This is a genomic window from Ktedonospora formicarum (genome assembly GCF_016587355.1).
GTDB lineage: Bacteria > Chloroflexota > Ktedonobacteria > Ktedonobacterales > Ktedonobacteraceae > Ktedonobacter > Ktedonobacter formicarum.
Genome location: NZ_BNJF01000001.1, coordinates 1,468,523 through 1,485,213 on the forward strand (window position 1 = coordinate 1,468,523; position 16,691 = coordinate 1,485,213).

At 51.4% G+C, this 16,691-nt stretch carries 13 protein-coding genes and 2 tRNA genes; 4 read left to right on the forward strand and 11 right to left on the reverse strand.

Annotation, left to right across the window (positions count from 1 at the left end; all coding sequences use genetic code 11):
• The 5 genes from K3T82_RS06335 to K3T82_RS06355 form a co-directional block, all read right to left on the reverse strand.
• Window positions 1-2,700: a winged helix-turn-helix domain-containing protein gene (locus tag K3T82_RS06335; protein ID WP_220192639.1), complete on the reverse strand. Its 2,700-nt coding sequence runs from the start codon at window positions 2,698-2,700 to the stop codon at window positions 1-3.
• Between the two features lie 49 nt (window positions 2,701-2,749).
• The gene (locus K3T82_RS06340; protein ID WP_220192640.1) at window positions 2,750-3,973 is read right to left on the reverse strand and encodes a glycosyltransferase; all 1,224 of its coding nucleotides are present in this window, start codon (window positions 3,971-3,973) and stop codon (window positions 2,750-2,752) included.
• 400 nt (window positions 3,974-4,373) lie between these two features.
• A complete protein-coding gene (locus K3T82_RS06345) occupies window positions 4,374-5,309 on the reverse strand; it encodes a hypothetical protein (RefSeq protein ID WP_220192641.1) in 936 nt (311 codons plus the stop codon).
• Window positions 5,310-5,465: 156 nt separating this feature from the next.
• The gene (locus K3T82_RS06350) at window positions 5,466-6,263 is read right to left on the reverse strand and encodes a histidine phosphatase family protein (protein ID WP_220192642.1); all 798 of its coding nucleotides are present in this window, start codon (window positions 6,261-6,263) and stop codon (window positions 5,466-5,468) included.
• A 342-nt stretch (window positions 6,264-6,605) separates the two neighbouring features.
• The gene (locus tag K3T82_RS06355) at window positions 6,606-7,595 is read right to left on the reverse strand and encodes a DUF929 family protein (RefSeq protein ID WP_220192643.1); all 990 of its coding nucleotides are present in this window, start codon (window positions 7,593-7,595) and stop codon (window positions 6,606-6,608) included.
• Between the two features lie 348 nt (window positions 7,596-7,943).
• On the opposite strand from K3T82_RS06355, the gene K3T82_RS06360 reads away from it, so the two are divergent.
• A tRNA-Glu gene (locus K3T82_RS06360) sits at window positions 7,944-8,017 on the forward strand.
• Window positions 8,018-8,170: 153 nt separating this feature from the next.
• Complete coding sequence (locus K3T82_RS06365) at window positions 8,171-9,403, forward strand: molybdopterin molybdotransferase MoeA (protein ID WP_220192644.1); 1,233 nt, start codon at window positions 8,171-8,173, stop codon at window positions 9,401-9,403.
• 3 nt (window positions 9,404-9,406) lie between these two features.
• Here K3T82_RS06365 and K3T82_RS06370 read toward each other — a convergent pair whose 3' ends face one another.
• The 4 genes from K3T82_RS06370 to serS form a co-directional block, all read right to left on the reverse strand.
• Window positions 9,407-10,435: a sigma-54 interaction domain-containing protein gene (locus K3T82_RS06370; RefSeq protein ID WP_220192645.1), complete on the reverse strand. Its 1,029-nt coding sequence runs from the start codon at window positions 10,433-10,435 to the stop codon at window positions 9,407-9,409.
• A gap of 125 nt (window positions 10,436-10,560) precedes the next feature.
• Window positions 10,561-12,090, reverse strand: a complete 1,530-nt coding sequence (locus tag K3T82_RS06375; protein WP_220192646.1) for a DUF4388 domain-containing protein — start codon at window positions 12,088-12,090, stop codon at window positions 10,561-10,563.
• Window positions 12,091-12,349: 259 nt separating this feature from the next.
• A tRNA-Ser gene (locus K3T82_RS06380) sits at window positions 12,350-12,433 on the reverse strand.
• A gap of 153 nt (window positions 12,434-12,586) precedes the next feature.
• Window positions 12,587-13,846, reverse strand: a complete 1,260-nt coding sequence (gene serS / locus K3T82_RS06385; protein ID WP_220192647.1) for a serine--tRNA ligase — start codon at window positions 13,844-13,846, stop codon at window positions 12,587-12,589.
• 421 nt (window positions 13,847-14,267) lie between these two features.
• Here serS and K3T82_RS06390 point away from each other — a divergent pair, with 421 nt between their 5' ends.
• The gene (locus tag K3T82_RS06390) at window positions 14,268-14,744 is read left to right on the forward strand and encodes a ribonuclease FAU-1 family protein (protein WP_220192648.1); all 477 of its coding nucleotides are present in this window, start codon (window positions 14,268-14,270) and stop codon (window positions 14,742-14,744) included.
• A 174-nt stretch (window positions 14,745-14,918) separates the two neighbouring features.
• Window positions 14,919-15,380 (forward strand): HAD family hydrolase, encoded by a 462-nt coding sequence (locus tag K3T82_RS06395; protein WP_220192649.1) that lies wholly within the window; start codon window positions 14,919-14,921, stop codon window positions 15,378-15,380.
• Between the two features lie 210 nt (window positions 15,381-15,590).
• On the opposite strand, the gene K3T82_RS06400 is transcribed toward K3T82_RS06395, so the two are convergent.
• Together K3T82_RS06400 and K3T82_RS06405 are read right to left on the reverse strand one after the other, a co-directional pair.
• Entirely contained in the window at window positions 15,591-16,166 is a 576-nt protein-coding gene (locus K3T82_RS06400; protein ID WP_220192650.1) for a GTP-binding protein, read from the reverse strand.
• Between the two features lie 14 nt (window positions 16,167-16,180).
• Window positions 16,181-16,675 carry a roadblock/LC7 domain-containing protein gene (locus K3T82_RS06405; RefSeq protein WP_220192651.1) on the reverse strand — a complete coding sequence of 165 codons (495 nt, stop codon included), beginning with the start codon at window positions 16,673-16,675 and terminating at the stop codon, window positions 16,181-16,183.
• Window positions 16,676-16,691 lie beyond the last annotated feature (16 nt).

Here is a 16,691-nt window from a genome sequence, read left to right on the forward strand (position 1 = left end):
TCAGGACAGCAGGTCCAGTTCACGCGCACGCGCCACAGCTTGAGTGCGACTGCGTACACTCAATTTGGAGTAGATCGCGTTCACATACCACTTAACAGTTCCCAGGGTAAGCACCAGTTGTTCGGCAATATCGCGATTGGAGAGACCAGCAGCTAGTAGACGGAGAATCACTAGTTCGCGCTCACGAAGCGGCTCGACAAGTTCTGAGGAAACGCTGACTTCGGGGCCGGATGGAAACGCTAACAATAAACGCCTGGCATACGCACCTACGTCATCATGCTTGGACAGAGTACGCAGCAAAGGGATCAAGAGAGCGCCCTGCTCTACAAAGGTCCGCACATAACCCTCTGATTGTGCCTGCTGAAGGGTGTTGATTAGTTGCTTTAACGCTTCCTGCTCCTGTTCTTGCGCCACATAGGCAAGCACATCCAGGCTCGAGAGCGCGATAGAATAATGCCCAAGGCGTCTCGCGCGCGAACTCTCAAGAAGGGGGTGAAGCAGGCGTTGGGCCTCGCGATATTGACCGCGCGCGATCAATACTCTGATGAAAAGCTCCTGGCGCACCAGTTCTAGCAGTGACTCCTCCGCGAAGCGGCGCTCGCGCACCCAATCCTCAACCATATCATATTCTCCCTGCCACGCATGCAACCGCTGCCGCCCAATATCCAGTCGCGTGACCAGTAGATCCAGATCGGCAGAGGAGTAAAGCGCTATCTCATCACGCGCTTTTGTGACCACCTGTAATGCTTCATCGAGCATCTGAAAAGCTTGAGCTCGTTCACCATGTACGTGTAGCGCTTTCGCCAAGGCGAGATAGCTATCGCATATGTGCCGTGTGTGCCCCCACTGTTCGCATAGGCGTAGACCCTCTCGGGCCTCCTCTACAGCAGCCTCAACTTCATTTCTCTCTAGAAAAATGTCTGCGAGGAAGGCATGCGCTTTACCAGCCGTCGGCAACGTGCGTCCCTCCTGCCGGGCGTAGCGTAACGCCAGGCGGTAATGTTGCTCGGCGTCGCGCAAACGCCCTTGTAGGCCCAACAAGCTGCCCAGGCTTGCTAAGGTTGTTGAGGCTACAAAATAGTTTTCCGCCTGTACATTGTAGCGCACGGCCTGGATAAAAGCATCTTGTGCGGCTATCAACGCCTCCTGCCTCATCAGGGCATCGCCAAGATTGAGCGCGGCAATACCTCGTCCGATAGAATCATGGGCGGGCAGAAGTTCGAGAGCCTGGCGCGAGAGCGAGATAGCCTCCTCCACCTCCCCACCAACATTGACAACGACTGTTGAGCGTAAAGCCGCCAGCCGCCCTATCCATTGATCCACATCCTCCAATACTTCTGGCATGTTTGCTTCGGCAATCTGTAACAGTTCTTCCACCTCATGAAAACGCGAACTGACAAGCAATGCCAACGCGGATGCCAGTGCGATATCAGGAGTTCGCCTCAAGTGCTCTGGTAGGCGCTTTGTCCATGAGAGAAGAAGGGAAGCATCGCCACGCAATACAAGTGACTGAGAGTGTTCGACGATGAGGTCTATCGCATGAGCTGTATTTACAGCATCATCTGGCAGTGCCAACAAATGTGTCATCGCCTCAGGCAAGAAAGAGTGCTGCTCATACCAGGATGCAGCACGACGATGAAGCTCAGGCAACATAGGGGCAGAGCCTCGCGTTAATTGGTAGCGCAACAGGTCAACAAAAAGAGCATGATAGCGATACCAACGCCGCTCATTGTCCAGTGGGAGCAGGAAAAGATTTGCGCGCTCCAACTTTTCTAACATCGCATGTGAGTTCTGCTGTCCTGTAACCGCCACGCATAGAGGAGCACAGAGTTGAGTGAGTATGGAGGTCCGAAGCAGAAACTCCTGAATTTCAGGAGGTTGCCACTGCAATACTTCTGCGAGCAGGTACTCCAGAATATAACGATCCTGGCCGCTAAACAGGCGCGCCAGAGGTGCAAGATCACTCTGAGGTTGCCTCTGAAGTGAAAGCGCGGCCAATTGTAAACCAGCAATCCAGCCTTCAGTCCGCTCAGCAAGCGCGAGAGCATCCTCGTGCTGGAGAGAGAGAGCCATTACATTGCGTAAAAATGCTACTGCCTCATCAGGAGTAAACCGCAAATCCAGGGTGCGCAATTCGAGCAATCCGCCATGTGCGCGCAAGCGAGCTAGAGGCAAAGGCGGATCTGTCCGACCCGCGATAACCAGATGTATCTGTGGCGGGACACGCTCAAGGAAGAAAGCCAGAGAGTTATGAACCTCGTCGGAGGTCAACACGTGATAATCATCCAGGACCAGGATCATATCTGAAGGGATAGTCGCGAGATCATTGAGCAGAGAAATTAAGATCGACGCGGCGGGTAAGCTCTGGGGAGCCAGGAGGAATCCCAACGCATCCCCTCCCACCTGTGGATAGAGTGTCTGTAGAGTGGCAATTATGTACCGCCAGAAGCGCGTAAACTCGTCATCGCCCTCATCTAGTGAGAGCCAGGTGCATGGCAGCGTGGTAGAACTAAACCATTCAGCCAGAAGAAAGGTCTTGCCAAAGCCCGCTGGTGTCGAGAGCAAGGTGAGTGTATACCGCTTTGCCTGCTCAAGGCGCGCGACCAATCTGGCACGCACCACAAGCTCACCCCGTCTCCATGGAGGGGTGAGCTTGGTCAGCAATAAATTATCCCACTCTAATCGCTCTTCGTTGCTCATACGCTCCCCACGCACAAGCGTCTACTCGCCTGGTTCATCCGCATGACTTCTACTGCGCGAGCAAGCAATTTGCCTCATCCACCAGGACATTATAGAGGTGATGAACCTGTTCAGCTACATGCGCCCACCCAAATTGTAACACGGAAGAACGTGCAGCAACACTCATATGTTGGCGTAGCGCAGGATCACGCAGGAGAGCATCAAGCCGCTCCGCGAAGAAACCGGGACAGCGCGAAACAAGAAAACCAGTTTTTTCATGCTGCACCACCGTCATCAAGCCACCCGCGCGCGTTGCCACTACTGGAGTACCGCAGGCTAATGACTCCACAGCAGCAAAGCCAAAGCTCTCATGGTAAGAAGGCACTACCGTCACATCGGCGGCGCTATAAAGCAGTGGCATACAGGTCTGCGGTTGCGCTTCCAGAAAGCGAACCCGCTCAGCAATTCCGAGTTGTACAGCCAGTTCGCGTAATTTGTAGACATCCTCATCCTGCCCAGAACGCCCCCCCACGATCACAACCAGAGCATCCTCTTTCATTAGCGAGGCGGCACGCAATAAGACATCAGGTCCCTTGAAAGGGTCAAGCCTCCCGGCAAAGAGAAGTAGTGGTCTTGATGTCTCCAGGCCCAATTTGGCACGCGCATTTTCCTTCTCATGAGCCGCAAAAAGCTCTAGATCCACGCCACAAGGGATCACACTTACGGAATTCGACGCAGCACCACAGAAGCGCAAGAGTTGCGAGCGTTCATCGCTGGTCGCAGCAATAATGTGGTCCACTTGCTGGACAAGTTGTTGTTCCATCTCCAAACGCAGGGGTGGTTCGGGTTCATCAGGATGGGCCATCTGTTTGAGGCGAGCCAGAGTATGGAACATGGTAACATGAGGCACATTCCAGCGCTCGGCTAGAGTTAGAGCAGCAACCCCGGAAAGCCAATAATGACTATGCACCACGTCATAGTAGCCATCCTCGCTACTTCTAAACTCTTCTATCTGGCGAGCAAAGGTGGGCAAATATTGATAGAGGTGATGCTTATGAACAGGAGACTGTGGGCCTGCTGAAATGTGGATGACGCGAACCAGGCTATCGAGTTGTACAATCTGGGGAAGCTGTGGATCACTACACCGGGTAAAAATGTCGACTTTGATTCCACGACGCGCGAGCGCAGCGGCCAGGGCACGGATGTAAATGTTCATGCCACCAGCATCCTTGGTCCTCCCAGGGGTATCAAGCGGAGAGGTATGGACACTGAGCATGGCTACAGAGTAGGGCATAATAGGATAGCTCCTCGTTTCTTCGATTGTTATCTTATTGTTGGTTGCAGATACGCGGCCAGCGCCCTTCGCTGGCATACAATATGCTTGTGGACAACATCTGGCGCTCCTTTCTGAAACTTACTCTTATTTGAAAACTATGGCGGGTTTGGGGTTGATACGAAAACCAACGGCACCTGTAAGGTTGCTAGCGTTGACCTCCGCGCGGGGCACAACGCGCTCAGGTTTTCGTACCAGTAATTTGTGCGCACCACCATTTAGACGGCAAAGGTTTTCGCATAAGATACTCAGCCATCTCTTAAGGAAAACAATAGCCGGGCTTCTTCTATTTCACGCGGTATTGTGAGGGAAAGTAACTGGGGAACAGGCTCACCATTGAACCATCTCAGCAACATCACCATCAGGCTTGCTGCTCACGAAACGCAGCCACGGCCTCAAACATCTCTTCCTGGTCAATGCCAGACCCTTGTGAGGCCTCTTCAAGCATCTTCTGACGCTTCAGAACCTCTTCTTTAAGCTGCTGGCGAGAGATATGTAGCCAATTCGCGATCTCATCCAGAATTTTGTCATCGGCGTGTAGGAAGGAGTCATCAACCTGATCCCAGAGTGAGAGTGGCAACGGCTCAACAGCTTCAGGATTGGTAGGATTCACATTTGGCTGAATAAAATGAGTGCTGAACCAGCGACGACGCGGTGGATAGAGGCGTCCAACAAGGCCAATGTTCACAACGATACCCAGGCGGCGCGCATTTTCCGCACCAACACGCAGGGTACGCGTATACATACGCATTACTTCGTCAATCGTATCAGCATGCACACTGGTCGCGATATGATAGCCCAGGGCTGGAAGCGAGAGATAGCGACGCGCCACACGCCCCCACATATAAATTGGCAGATGATCACTGACCTCATTGCAAAGGGCATAGGTCGTCGCGGGATCTATCCCTTCAATCTGCGTAAAAGCGAAATCCTCATACATCCCCGCCATATAAGCTAGAGCCGTCCCCTCAGGAAGGAACTGGAGCAGAGCGTTCAGGGTTGTCGTCTTACCAACGCCCGGCTGTGGATCGGTTGGTCCCGCAACCGTAAGCGAAGCCCCATTCTCCAGTAAGAGCCAGATCAAGGCCACAGTCTTCGCATCCACGCTTCCCAGCGCTATAATCTGCGCTAGTGAGAGCGGGCGGCGCGACTCATAATGCCAGTAATACCGTTCGTAAGGATCACGCGGATCGAACATGCAATGCTTCCCTTCCAGGTGCGAAGTCACCCAATAGACGCGGCTTACACCGCCTGCGCTCCTCTGGTAGCGAAAGACATACCCATACAGATACCCCATTCCACTCCCGAGAAAGGATGCTACAATGGCTTTCCCTCGTTGACAAATGCTAATGTCAGCCTGGTATTATCCCACCTTATAGACCTAGGGACAATCAAACGACGACACACAAACCTCCGGCGGATAACCACCTTCAATCGCATTATTTGAAGCCGCTCAGGATTTCTGCTCACCCATCTCTTGGGAATCATCAGTGCCCTTATTCTCCTGAGCAGGTTGAGTAGGTGGCTTCAGCCATCCAGGATGAGGACTCCACCCCATCGCTACAACATAAGGCTGATGATCCGTCTCCAGTTCTATCAAACTGACCGACGCGTTATCTATATGTATAGAGCCTGCGCGACGCGCCTCCAGACCAGTATAGTGCGCCAGGAGCAATTTAATCACATCAGCATGGGCAACAAAAACCGGGTACGCTCCAGTGCCATCCTGTGCCAACCAACGCTCTACTGCTGCGACTACACGCTGCTGCGCATGCGGAAAGGTTTCTACGCCTTCAGGGGCAATCGTTGGGTCCTTGACATACGCTGACCAGGCAGGATCTTCCTTCGCCAACTCACTAATGACTTTACCTGCCCAGGGACCAACATCCGTATCGGCCAGATCAGGTTCAATTTGAATGGGAAGATCTCGTCCCTTTGCGATATATGCCGCCGTATCGCGTGCGCGCTCCAGGGGGCTACTGATAATCGCACTGATGGGCAGCACTGTAAGCGCCTCCGCCAGCCGCGCAGCCTGCTGGTGGCCACGCTCATTGAGCGCCACACCGGGCAATTGCCCAGGTAGGCGATGTTCGGTATTCCAAGTCGTTTGCCCATGACGCACGATGAGCACTGTTCGCTTCATAAGCTCCTGTGTACTATCCTCTCTAGAGTGTAGACGTCGCCAGAGGCGCCAACGCCAGCGCACAAAGCGGATCAAGACGATAAGGCTGATCCATATCCCCCGAAGCATAGAGTAGCACCTCCAGTCCTTCATGAATAGGGGTCCTCTGCACTTCATCATCCAGGGTCTTGCTTCAGAGGGTTAAGCATTCGTTGTGCTGTATTGTACCAGCGTACCCGGAAATGGTGCAAATTGCGAGTGAGAATCCTCAAAAAATTGGCGACGTCATTCAAGATTTCTATATATCTATAACAGAGACTTTGAGAACAGAAGCATTAAATTTGTTGCCTCGCACACAAGTATGAGGGTAATTTCTCATTATCCTAAAAAAGTCCAAAGACGTCCCATATGGAACACCTTTGGACCTTTTTTATCACGAGACCAAAATCTCTAGCACGGGTACACGAAGTACTAGTATCGACGGCGTTCTGGTAAAGCCATTTGAACTGCGTTCAACGCCAAAGCCGTGCTTCCTGGATTTGAACTCTTCGCAAACAGCGAACTGCTCAAAGTAGGGATAGGTTCTTGTGTGCAGACATCGGCAGGCTGGTTATTGGTTGCCTTACAAATGGCGGCAGTCAGGTAATTAGCTCCGCCTACGATGCCCTTAGTCACATCGGAATTGGGGTTCTTCAGATCATTCGCCACATCCGCATAGGAGAGGTTCAGAAGCGTCTGAGGTGGGAAAAATGAACCTGAAGAGGTTGCCACATTGCCTACAAGCATGAAAGGGATTGCCCCTTTATCCGATGGCGAGGTGTAAGGAGGCGCATCATATGTATCAATCAGCGAACGCTGCTCAGCACTCGGAGTGTCGAGAGTCTTCCCATTGTTATCCTGGGTCTCAATCGCCACGAAGTCGATATAGGGACTAGTGTACTTAGCCCCATGGAACGAGAAGGTAATAATATTCTGCTCAGCGGATGAAATGGTATCTATCTTCCCACCAAAGGAGCCAAATCGGCTCAATGCCGCGACAATAGACCAGCGCTGCGCGGCACAATAAGGGCACCAATCAGCGCCTACATACAGCAATTGAGGCTTTCCGGTGGGGCCTTTCGGAATAGAAGTTCCAGGGGGTACCTCTTTAAACAGCGTCTTCGCGTTCCCCGCTCCCACCGTCTTATAGGTCTGAGGGCTTAGACTCGTCAACGCGGCTTGCGCGTCAGCGCTCCCCTTGACCACATCAGCCGATTGCTGCCGGGAAGCCCAAACGAAGATTCCTATCACAACCGCGACCATTACCAGAATACCACCCACCAGCAGCCAGGGTTGATTATTTCTCTGCCCCCGCCTACCTCTAGAGCGCCTTTTCTGGTTTGTATTCAAACGCTGGTTCCGCTGCTGACGCACCTGCTCTCGACGCTGTGCGGCGGAATTACGTTGCTTCGAATTCGCCATATGTTTCTCTCAATACTCTTAACAGAATAAAGAATACTATCAATGTGCGTCGTATTGTACCATACATAGCTACCACTGGGTACAGCTCGCCTGCTCTGTTGAGATCAATCTAGGTGCTTGCTTAAGCAATTCCAGGCCTCTCACACCCCGGCACTCAAGCTCTTCACCTCGCAATCAACCACAGGCAGCAAGGAAGCTAGAAGAAGCGCTTACATCATTGCTTAAGTATACCGAGAGACGCATAAAGAAATGAACATAATCTCCTGGCAAGATCACAAACAAATGCTTGACAATTCACGGACAATAAGGTACAATCCAAAGGTCGAAACGATGAGTCGTCGACAACCTGCCTCGTTCGTCTAGCGGCCTAGGATGCCACCCTTTCAAGGTGGAGATCACGGGTTCGAATCCCGTACGAGGTATCATTTAGAAGAGAAGCCTGGCACTGCTTTTATTATTTGAGCAGGTCAGGCTTCTCTTTTTTGCCTGGCAATAGGTGCTATACTCCATCCTGATAGACACGTGAAACGACGCCGCAAAGCATCGAATATAAGCACATACATAGGAGAAAAGCCATGCTTAGCGTTGAGGAAGCTCTCACACGTATACTCACAGAGATACAACCGCTCGACACTATTTCTCTCCCGCTCGATCAAGCTATCGGCAGTATTCTGGCTCAGGATATTATTGCGCACGAAGCGATTCCGCCCTTCGATAATTCAGCTATGGATGGCTTTGCCCTCCTGAGCAAAGATAGCAAGCCTAAGCAAGATCAGCCCGCTCGCCTACGCGTCATTGGCAGTGTCGCCGCAGGCTACGTCTCACAGACACGCGTGGAAGAGGGGACCGCCATGAGAATCATGACGGGAGCACCAGTTCCCCCTGGAGCCGATGCCATAATTCAGGTTGAACTGACAAACTCAGATGGGTCTCAGAGTGATTGGGTGGAAATCTTACATGAAGTTTCACCAGGCAATAACATCCGTCCCGCTGGGGAAGACATGCAAAACGGGCAGAAAGTTCTCCAGCGAGGGCAAGAGATTGGAGCATGGGAAATCGGCATTCTAGCAACACTAGGCTATGCCCACATCGATGTTATTCGCGCACCTCAAGTCGCCATCCTGGGTACAGGTGATGAGGTAGTCGACCTCGACGTCGAGTTACAGCCAGGGCAGATTCGTAATAGTAACAGTTACTTGCTAGAAGCAGCCGTAAGACGCGCAGGAGGCATCCCTCATCGCCTGGGGATCGCACGAGATACATCTGAGAACTTACGCGAAAAGCTCGGGGCCGCGCTCAACTATGACCTCATTCTTACATCGGGTGGTGTCTCCGTTGGCGACTTTGATCTGGTGAAGGATATTATGCATGAACAGGGCCAGATGAACTTCTGGCGTATCAATATGAAGCCAGGTAAACCCGTGGCCTTTGGACACATCTCTGGTGTTCCATTGCTGGGTCTACCTGGCAATCCTGTCTCCAGCGCAGTTACCTTTGAACTATTTGGGCGCCCAGTTATCCGCAAGCTGCAAGGCTACACCCAACTCCTCCGCCCACAGATCGATGTCATTGTTGAAAACGGCATACAGGAAACCGCCAGACGCCGTCACTATATACGAGCGCACGTCACCTGGCAACAGGGGCGCTTTATCGCGCGCACCACAGGTAATCAAGGATCTCATATCATGACCTCGCTCCTGCAAGCCAACGCCTTACTGGTTATTCCCGAAGGCGGAGCCATCATCAAACCGGGGGGAAGTGTCAAAGCGCTCATGCTCGACTGGCCGGAAAGCGAGACCACAGCGTAACGTCTACTTTTCAGGCAAGCGATAGCGAAGTTGGTCACGGGAGAGGCGTAGGAGCGCTGCCGCGCGTACCTGGTTGCCCTGGCAACGCTCCAATGCCTCATGCACAAACATTCGCTCAATAGAGGAGAGATACGCGCGCAGATCTAGCCCATCAGCAGGCAGATGCATCTGCTCGCGCAACTCAAGCAAGCGCTGCCAGTCGCTTTGCTCCACCTGACGCACGCTTTCAGGAAGATCGCCAGGCAGGATCTCATTCTCCTCACACATAATTTGACCATGTTGAATTGTGCTCCGCAACTGGCGGATATTGCCGGGCCAGTGATAGCGTTTGAGCAATTCCATAGCCTCAGGATGAATACGTAGAGGAGTATCTGAACTATTGTTATACAGACCAATAAAATGCTCCACCAGCGGTTCAATATCTTCTGGGCGCTCCCGAAGCGGGGGAAGATAAATAGTGATAACCTTGAGGCGATAGAAGAGATCGTCACGAAATGCCTTGCTATTGACTGCTGCTTGTAAATCAACATTCGTGGCAGAGATCACTCTCAGATCAACGTGGATTTCTTTAGTACTGCCAACACGTCTAAAGCTACGTGTCTCAAGAAAGCGTAGTAGCTTCGCCTGGAGAAGCAGGGGCATGGAGCCAACCTCATCGAGGAAGAGCGTTCCGCCATCGGCACGCAAGAGGTGTCCTTCACGTGAGGACTTAGCGTCAGTAAACGCGCCAGCCTCAACGCCGAACATCTCAGTCTCTAGGAGAGTATCAGGAATAGCGGCACAGTTAATATCCACAAAAGGATACGTAGAGCGGCTACTGAGCTCATGAATGGCATGGGCAACCACGTCCTTACCAGTCCCGCTCTCTCCCTGTAACAGAACCGTTGTAGCGGGATACTGTGCCACCTGGCGAATTGTCGTCATAACTTCGCTCATGGCTGGACTTCGACCAATTAACAAACTCGCCAACCGCTCGGCGGCCCCTGGTGCCTCAGTAGATTTGCGATGGAAAGAAGCAACACGACCCTTCACACATATTCCCCCTCAGCCCTACAAACAACACACAATCCGCACTCAGATGTACGCACGATACATAAATACAACCAGCAAGATGCGCATCAGACCTGTATCAGGACTAAACGCGCATCAGATATTATCTAATAGACGCCACTAGCGGTAGTATTAGTTGACTGGTTCATCTGAGGACCACCACCCGCAACCCATCCACGTCCAGGAACAAACGTCGCGCCATTGCCACCATTTCCCCATTGTGACTCCGTCTCAAAAGAGAATGGAGAAGAGAATGAGGAGCCATTCTGCGGCGAGGAGGGGGACGTTGGCATCGCGGGCGACCATGGAGAAGCACTTGTCGCCGCATAGCCTGGAGCAACATATCCACCTTGTACTGTGTTCATCATCGGATTTGCCGCTTCCTGCGACGCTGCAAACATCTCTTCAGCGTGATTGAGCACCTCCGCTGGAGCGACATGAATCAGTCCCATCGCGATTAATTCGCCTGCTACCTGACGTAGCATCTCAGGAAGCATTGCAAGATCCTGGCAAGCCGTCTGAAGCGCGGTGCGACCATCCACACGTGTCAGCAAACGCCACTGCTCAGGCGTAAGCTGGAACTGCGGATTTTGAGCACGGTAGGACGAAAGATCGGCAGGAATCAACACCATATCCGGTCCCATAAAGGAGGTATCAACACAGGGAGGGCGCACAGGATTCATCACTGGTTCGGGGCGAAGCGGGCCTGTCGACGACACATTATTGAGCATTCCACCCAACGACAACCCCACAGAACTCGTATCGGGGGTTTGTGAGACAGGTGAGAGCGCCTCAGTTGAAGGAAGTGATGTCGGCGTAACAGACGAATCGAAAAGCATTTGGGAGGCGCTCATCTTCTGTGCGGGTGCCTGGACCTCTGCATCTGGTTGGCGCACAACCTGTTGAGGTGGAACGGGCTGTGACGGACGAGGGGGCTCAGACCCAGGAGGCTGATTGGTAGCGCTAGCAGAAAAAGCCGTATTCGGTGTCGTTTGCGCCGCCTCAAAGGCGACCCCATTATTACCATGAGTCTGATGAAGCAATGGAGTAGGCTGCACCCGAGATATAGATGACGGCGTTGGTTGGCTTTGCCCCATCTGAGGACGCTGAACAGGAGCAGAAACGGCAGGATGAGGCGAGGACGGACTTCCTGACTGTGCAGGCAATGGATTGACATTCGCCAGCGCGAGGAGCGACGAGACCGAAAGCGCTATTAGCAAGCGATCAGGAGGAGTAGCAACGCCCTCATCAAAATAGACTTCACCACCAGGCCAGAGCATTAAAACATTGAGCACTTCGAGGGCTTTGCGGTTCGCCCAAACACGAAGTTCCTCTTGACCCAGAAGCTGAAGATCCATAAGCGCGAGCGCGACACGCGTCTCACTAGCTTCTCCTGCCCCAATCATCGCGAGAGCCTGCTGTAATGCTTGTGGGCTAATGACGCCATCCTGTAACAAACGTTCACCAAGCGTATTTGCCCGCACCGGACCGATACACATCAGCCGCCCATCGCGAAAGTAGAACTCAACGCGTTGAGAACCTTGCGCAACCGTTAGCAAACCAGATTTAGCATAGGTTTCGATGCGCAATAAGACATGTGAGAAATTGAACTGGCTCAACGTACCTATAAGTGACACCGTATTTCACCGTCCGTCCAGAAATTGGTCCTAGCGCGGCAACATCGCGTCTTTTCCGTTGGCCTCACAAATCTGCTTCATCAATCCCTTGCTCCACATAACGGCTGCGCGCTAGAGCTTACAAAATCAGTGATTAGCTATCCAACTGCTCATCCTCATTGATTGTGCAATGAATAAAAAAAGGGTACCTACACCGATCTTCCCCAACACAAGAAAGAGTCAAGAAGAAATTCGTATTATAGGTCCCCTAATAGATAAACGGAAGGAGAGGGATTCGAACCCCCGGGGCTGTTAACCCAGCTGTTTTCAAGACAGCCGCGATAGACCACTCCGCCATCCTTCCGAGAGATACTATACCACAACATTTGCAAAATGGAAAGAGTCTTGCAACAAATGTGGTACATTTCACACTCCCCACGGCAAAATTGCCTGCTTTTCGTCAGTCCACCGCAACTTCCTCCCTCCTCTTGAGCTCACCAAGCGGGCTCAGGCTCGCCTATCTTGCTGGCGGTATCAGGGAAGTTCGCATATAGGGGCGTAGTACTTTTGGAACGACGACGGACCCATCAGCTTGTTGATACACTTCCAGAATCGCCGCCATGGTACGCCCTACTGCCAAACCAGAGGCATTGAGGGTATGCACATATTCCGCCCGTGCTCCATTACGAGGCCGATATTTAATATTCGCCCGGTTCGCCTGAAATCCTTCACAATTGCTTACCGAAGAGACTTCGATATACTCTTGCAAACTTGGTAGCCACACCTCAATATCAAACGTCCTCGACGCGGAGAATGGGAGATTCGCCGCGCAGAGATCGACTACACGATATGGCAACTCAAGGAGACGAAGAGGTGTCTCGGCATGAAGCAACATCTGTTCATGGATCGCGTACGACTGAGTTGGTGGCGTCACCTGAAAAAGCTCAACTTTATCAAACTGATGCAAACGCAAGAGCCCTCGCTGGTGACGCGAGGCGGAACCAGCTTCACGTCGAAACGCGGTCGTCCAGGCAGCATAACGTAAGGGCAATTCTTCCTTGTTAAGAATGCTATCAATATGCATACCCACCAGAGGCACCTCAGCCGTCGGATTCAAATATAACTCATCCATAGAGCAGGCGTATGCCTGCTCTTCAAACTTGGGCAATTGACCAGCACCCAGCATGGCAGCGCGGCGAGTTAGAAACGGAGGAATGATTTCAGTATAGCCAAATTCACGCGTGTGTATATCCAGGAAAAAGGAGATTAATGCCCGCTCTAACTTGGCACCATACCCCTTCAAGGTCATGAAACGGCTGCCTGCAATCTGGGCGGCACTAGTAGCATCGAGTATTCCCAGGCGTTCTCCAAGCTCCCAATGAGCGAGTGGGGTAAAATGAAAGGTAGCAGCCTCTCCCCAACGACGAAGCTCGATATCCGCATCATCTTGTACCTGGTGCTGTGGCAGGTTGGGGATAGTCATCAATAATAATTGGAGCCGGGTATCGACATCTGCAATCTGAAGCTCAAGCTGCCGAATATCCTGCATGATCGCCTTGATTTGCTTATTCAAGCCAGGACGATTTTCCGCAGGCGCATTGCGTGCTCCTGCCCGTAAGCCTTTAAGCGAAGTATAGAGGCCATCATTGCGGGTCGCTAATCCCCGACGTTGCTCTGCCAATCGCAATACTTCATCTATATTATGTGCTTCATGTCGTCGCCGCAATGCTTCACGAACAACCTGCGGGTACTGACAGATAAAGTCTAAACTCAACATAGCGCCTATAGTATAGCACAAAGGCCTACTAGAGACATACCGGCCGCTGCTTATCCTATCACCTTTTTTGCTTGATGGCAGCGGCTTTATTCTTGCGGCAATACCAACGAGAAGGCATGGATTGTAACAGACAAAGCACACTATAATTTATTGTTCCGTTATTGTGCTTCTAGCTCAACACATAACCCCTGAGAGCAATAAGGACACACAATAATCTATGAAGAAAGGTCGGCTAAGAATGAAATAGCCCTGTCAACCCCAAAACCATTGCATAATGCCTCATAGTTGCGATACACTGTACATTGCTAAGCAAGTGGACAGATTGAGAAAACATGACGATACATGTGGATAGGCTCAGGGAAAGAGATGGGGACAAGTGGAGTGGGGAGAAGCAGAAACTACTGAGGAAGATGGGTGCCACATGATAACAATCATTAAGCAGTCACCGCAAAGACGAGAAACCATACGTTATCAAGGTGAAGTTGTTGAACAGTTACCAAACGGCCTTCTTATTCAAGCCTACTGGACACTTCCAACACGCGATCTGGGCTATGTGTGCTTTGAAAAAGGTGACAGTTTCCTTGAGTACTATTACATAGATCGCTGGTTTAACATCTTCGCCATCGCTCACCCCGATGGAAAGCCCAAGGGCTGGTACTGCAATATAGCAGAGCCAGCTTACATTAGTGACACATCTATTGAACAGGTCGACTTACTCTTAGACGTATGGATCAACATCAACGGGAAACACATCATTCTGGATGAAGATGAATTTGCCCAGGCAACCAACCTGAGCGAACAACAACGCCAGGGTGCTCAGGAAGGTCTTGAGGCGTTGCTGCATCTGCTCCATACACAACAAGCACCATTTACCACTCTAAGCGACTTCGGCGCTTAATCTTTCAGCACGCAATCACATTGATGAACAACAATATGCGCTTCTATACATGTGTATAGGACCTCCTGGCAAGCAGGGGTCTATGCAAGCAGATCACGTTCAGAGCATACAACATCACGTCGTCCGTAAGGGAGCTCTTTCGAGTGCCCTTCTTGAAGAATTGGTAGGATCACTATGTTAAAGATCGATATCCCAGAACGAGAAACCATTGAACTACAGCATGCAGTTATTGACATCAATGGAACGCTAGCCGTTGATGGAGTCGCAATTGCAGGCATCGCAGAACGGCTCGATGAACTTTCCGAACAGCTTACCATTCATCTAATCACCGCTGGCACCCACAATCATTTACAAGAATTGGAGCGTGATCTAGGTTTTCGCCTCAACATTGCCCACCGCAGTGAAGAGAAATTGCGCTATGTCCGTGACCTGGGTCCTTCCAGGGTCGTGGCTATCGGCAACGGGGCTAACGATACTACCATGTTACGCCTGGCGGCACTTGGTATCGCAGTTATGGGAGAGGAAGGAGTATCGATACGCGCGTTACAAGCTGCTGACGTCATCGTCTCCAGCCCTCACCATGCCATAGATCTTTTGTTAAAGCCCAAACGTCTGATCGCGACCCTACGCGGCTAGCCTATATCAAGGCAAAGATTGTGTTGCTGAAGACTTGAGCAGGTATAGTATTTCGTCCACATTTCATTTATTTCAACAAGAACGGCCTCCTGTATCATACAGGGAGGCCGTTCTTGTATTCCAGAGTAGATACGAGATCTCCAAATTTGAAATGCTCATTCACATAATACACAAGAAGTACGGTAAAAAAATACAGCGCGGACCGTGCTGCTACAGATGTGTCATGACATTCTTACTAATCGCACGCAGTGTCGCAAACACACCTTTACCGCTGGAAGCAACCGCTTCAAAGCTTGGGACACGTCGTCGGTTGAGATAGCGATCAAGCACTGGCACAGGTAAGGCATTGGGCATATCCCGCTTGTTCCACTGCATAATGAAAGGGAAATTGCCAAGATCCTTGCCGAGCCGACGCATATTCATCTCAAGTTCAGCGATACTCTGAACATTCTCCTCGAACTTCTCAGCCTGTGAGTCAACAACAAATACGATACCATCGGCCCCATTGAGCACCGCCAAGCGTGTGCGCTCATAGAGGATCTGGCCCGGAACAGTATAGAGATAGAAACGAGTCCGAAAGTTCTGGATCTGTCCCAATTCCAGAGGAAGAAAATCAAAGAAGAGCGTACGTTCAGTATCCGTCTTGATAGACAGCATTTCTCCGCGCACTTGCGGATTAATGCTTTGGTGAACGTACTGCAAATTGGTAGTTTTCCCGCAATAGCCGATGCCATAGTACACAATCTTACAATGGATCTCGCGGGTCGCAATATTAATGAACGCCATATGAGCCAGGCCCCTTAATCGCGGAAGAGCAGATCAATGGTATCTTCGACAGACGAGCGGAATTGGAGATTGATAACCGAAGACTTGGTGCGCGAGGTATCAGTACGAACGCGCTCCAGAATGCGCCCCAATTCATCGGCGGCTTTCTTCGAAAGCACTTTTACCAGGCCAATATGAGTCAGTTTATCAAAAATAATGACCAGAAGCCACTGCTCCTCAACCATGGAGGTAAAGATATTTTCCTGCACACCTTGTTGAAAGATACTGCGGAAATCCTTTTCGTTGAGCAATTTCGCCACTTCGCGCGAAGAGGAGAAAACACCCGCCAGCAAAGCTCCAAGAGTCGTTGCCTTGCTACGCGACTCAGAACCTTGAACCGCTACCACCTGTCCGCTCTTGTCAATCAGCATTGTCGAAGTGGCATTGGTATCGTTCATCAGTTTCGCTAATAAGGCCGTAATAGTAATGAGTTCGCGATCAGAAATGACCAGATTTGTCAGCTGTTCCATGAACGCGCCGCCCTCC

Coding starts and splice junctions, on each gene's coding strand:
- K3T82_RS06340 (WP_220192640.1), bottom strand. CDS start 3,973: ATGCCCTACTCTGTAGCCATGCTCAGTGTCCATACCTCTCCGCTTGAT.
- K3T82_RS06405 (WP_220192651.1), bottom strand. CDS start 16,675: ATGGAACAGCTGACAAATCTGGTCATTTCTGATCGCGAACTCATTACT.
- K3T82_RS06365 (WP_220192644.1), top strand. CDS start 8,171: ATGCTTAGCGTTGAGGAAGCTCTCACACGTATACTCACAGAGATACAA.
- K3T82_RS06345 (WP_220192641.1), bottom strand. CDS start 5,309: ATGGGGTATCTGTATGGGTATGTCTTTCGCTACCAGAGGAGCGCAGGC.
- K3T82_RS06350 (WP_220192642.1), bottom strand. CDS start 6,263: ATGCTTCGGGGGATATGGATCAGCCTTATCGTCTTGATCCGCTTTGTG.
- K3T82_RS06400 (WP_220192650.1), bottom strand. CDS start 16,166: ATGGCGTTCATTAATATTGCGACCCGCGAGATCCATTGTAAGATTGTG.
- K3T82_RS06335 (WP_220192639.1), bottom strand. CDS start 2,700: ATGAGCAACGAAGAGCGATTAGAGTGGGATAATTTATTGCTGACCAAG.
- K3T82_RS06355 (WP_220192643.1), bottom strand. CDS start 7,595: ATGGCGAATTCGAAGCAACGTAATTCCGCCGCACAGCGTCGAGAGCAG.
- K3T82_RS06395 (WP_220192649.1), top strand. CDS start 14,919: ATGTTAAAGATCGATATCCCAGAACGAGAAACCATTGAACTACAGCAT.
- serS (WP_220192647.1), bottom strand. CDS start 13,846: ATGTTGAGTTTAGACTTTATCTGTCAGTACCCGCAGGTTGTTCGTGAA.
- K3T82_RS06390 (WP_220192648.1), top strand. CDS start 14,268: ATGATAACAATCATTAAGCAGTCACCGCAAAGACGAGAAACCATACGT.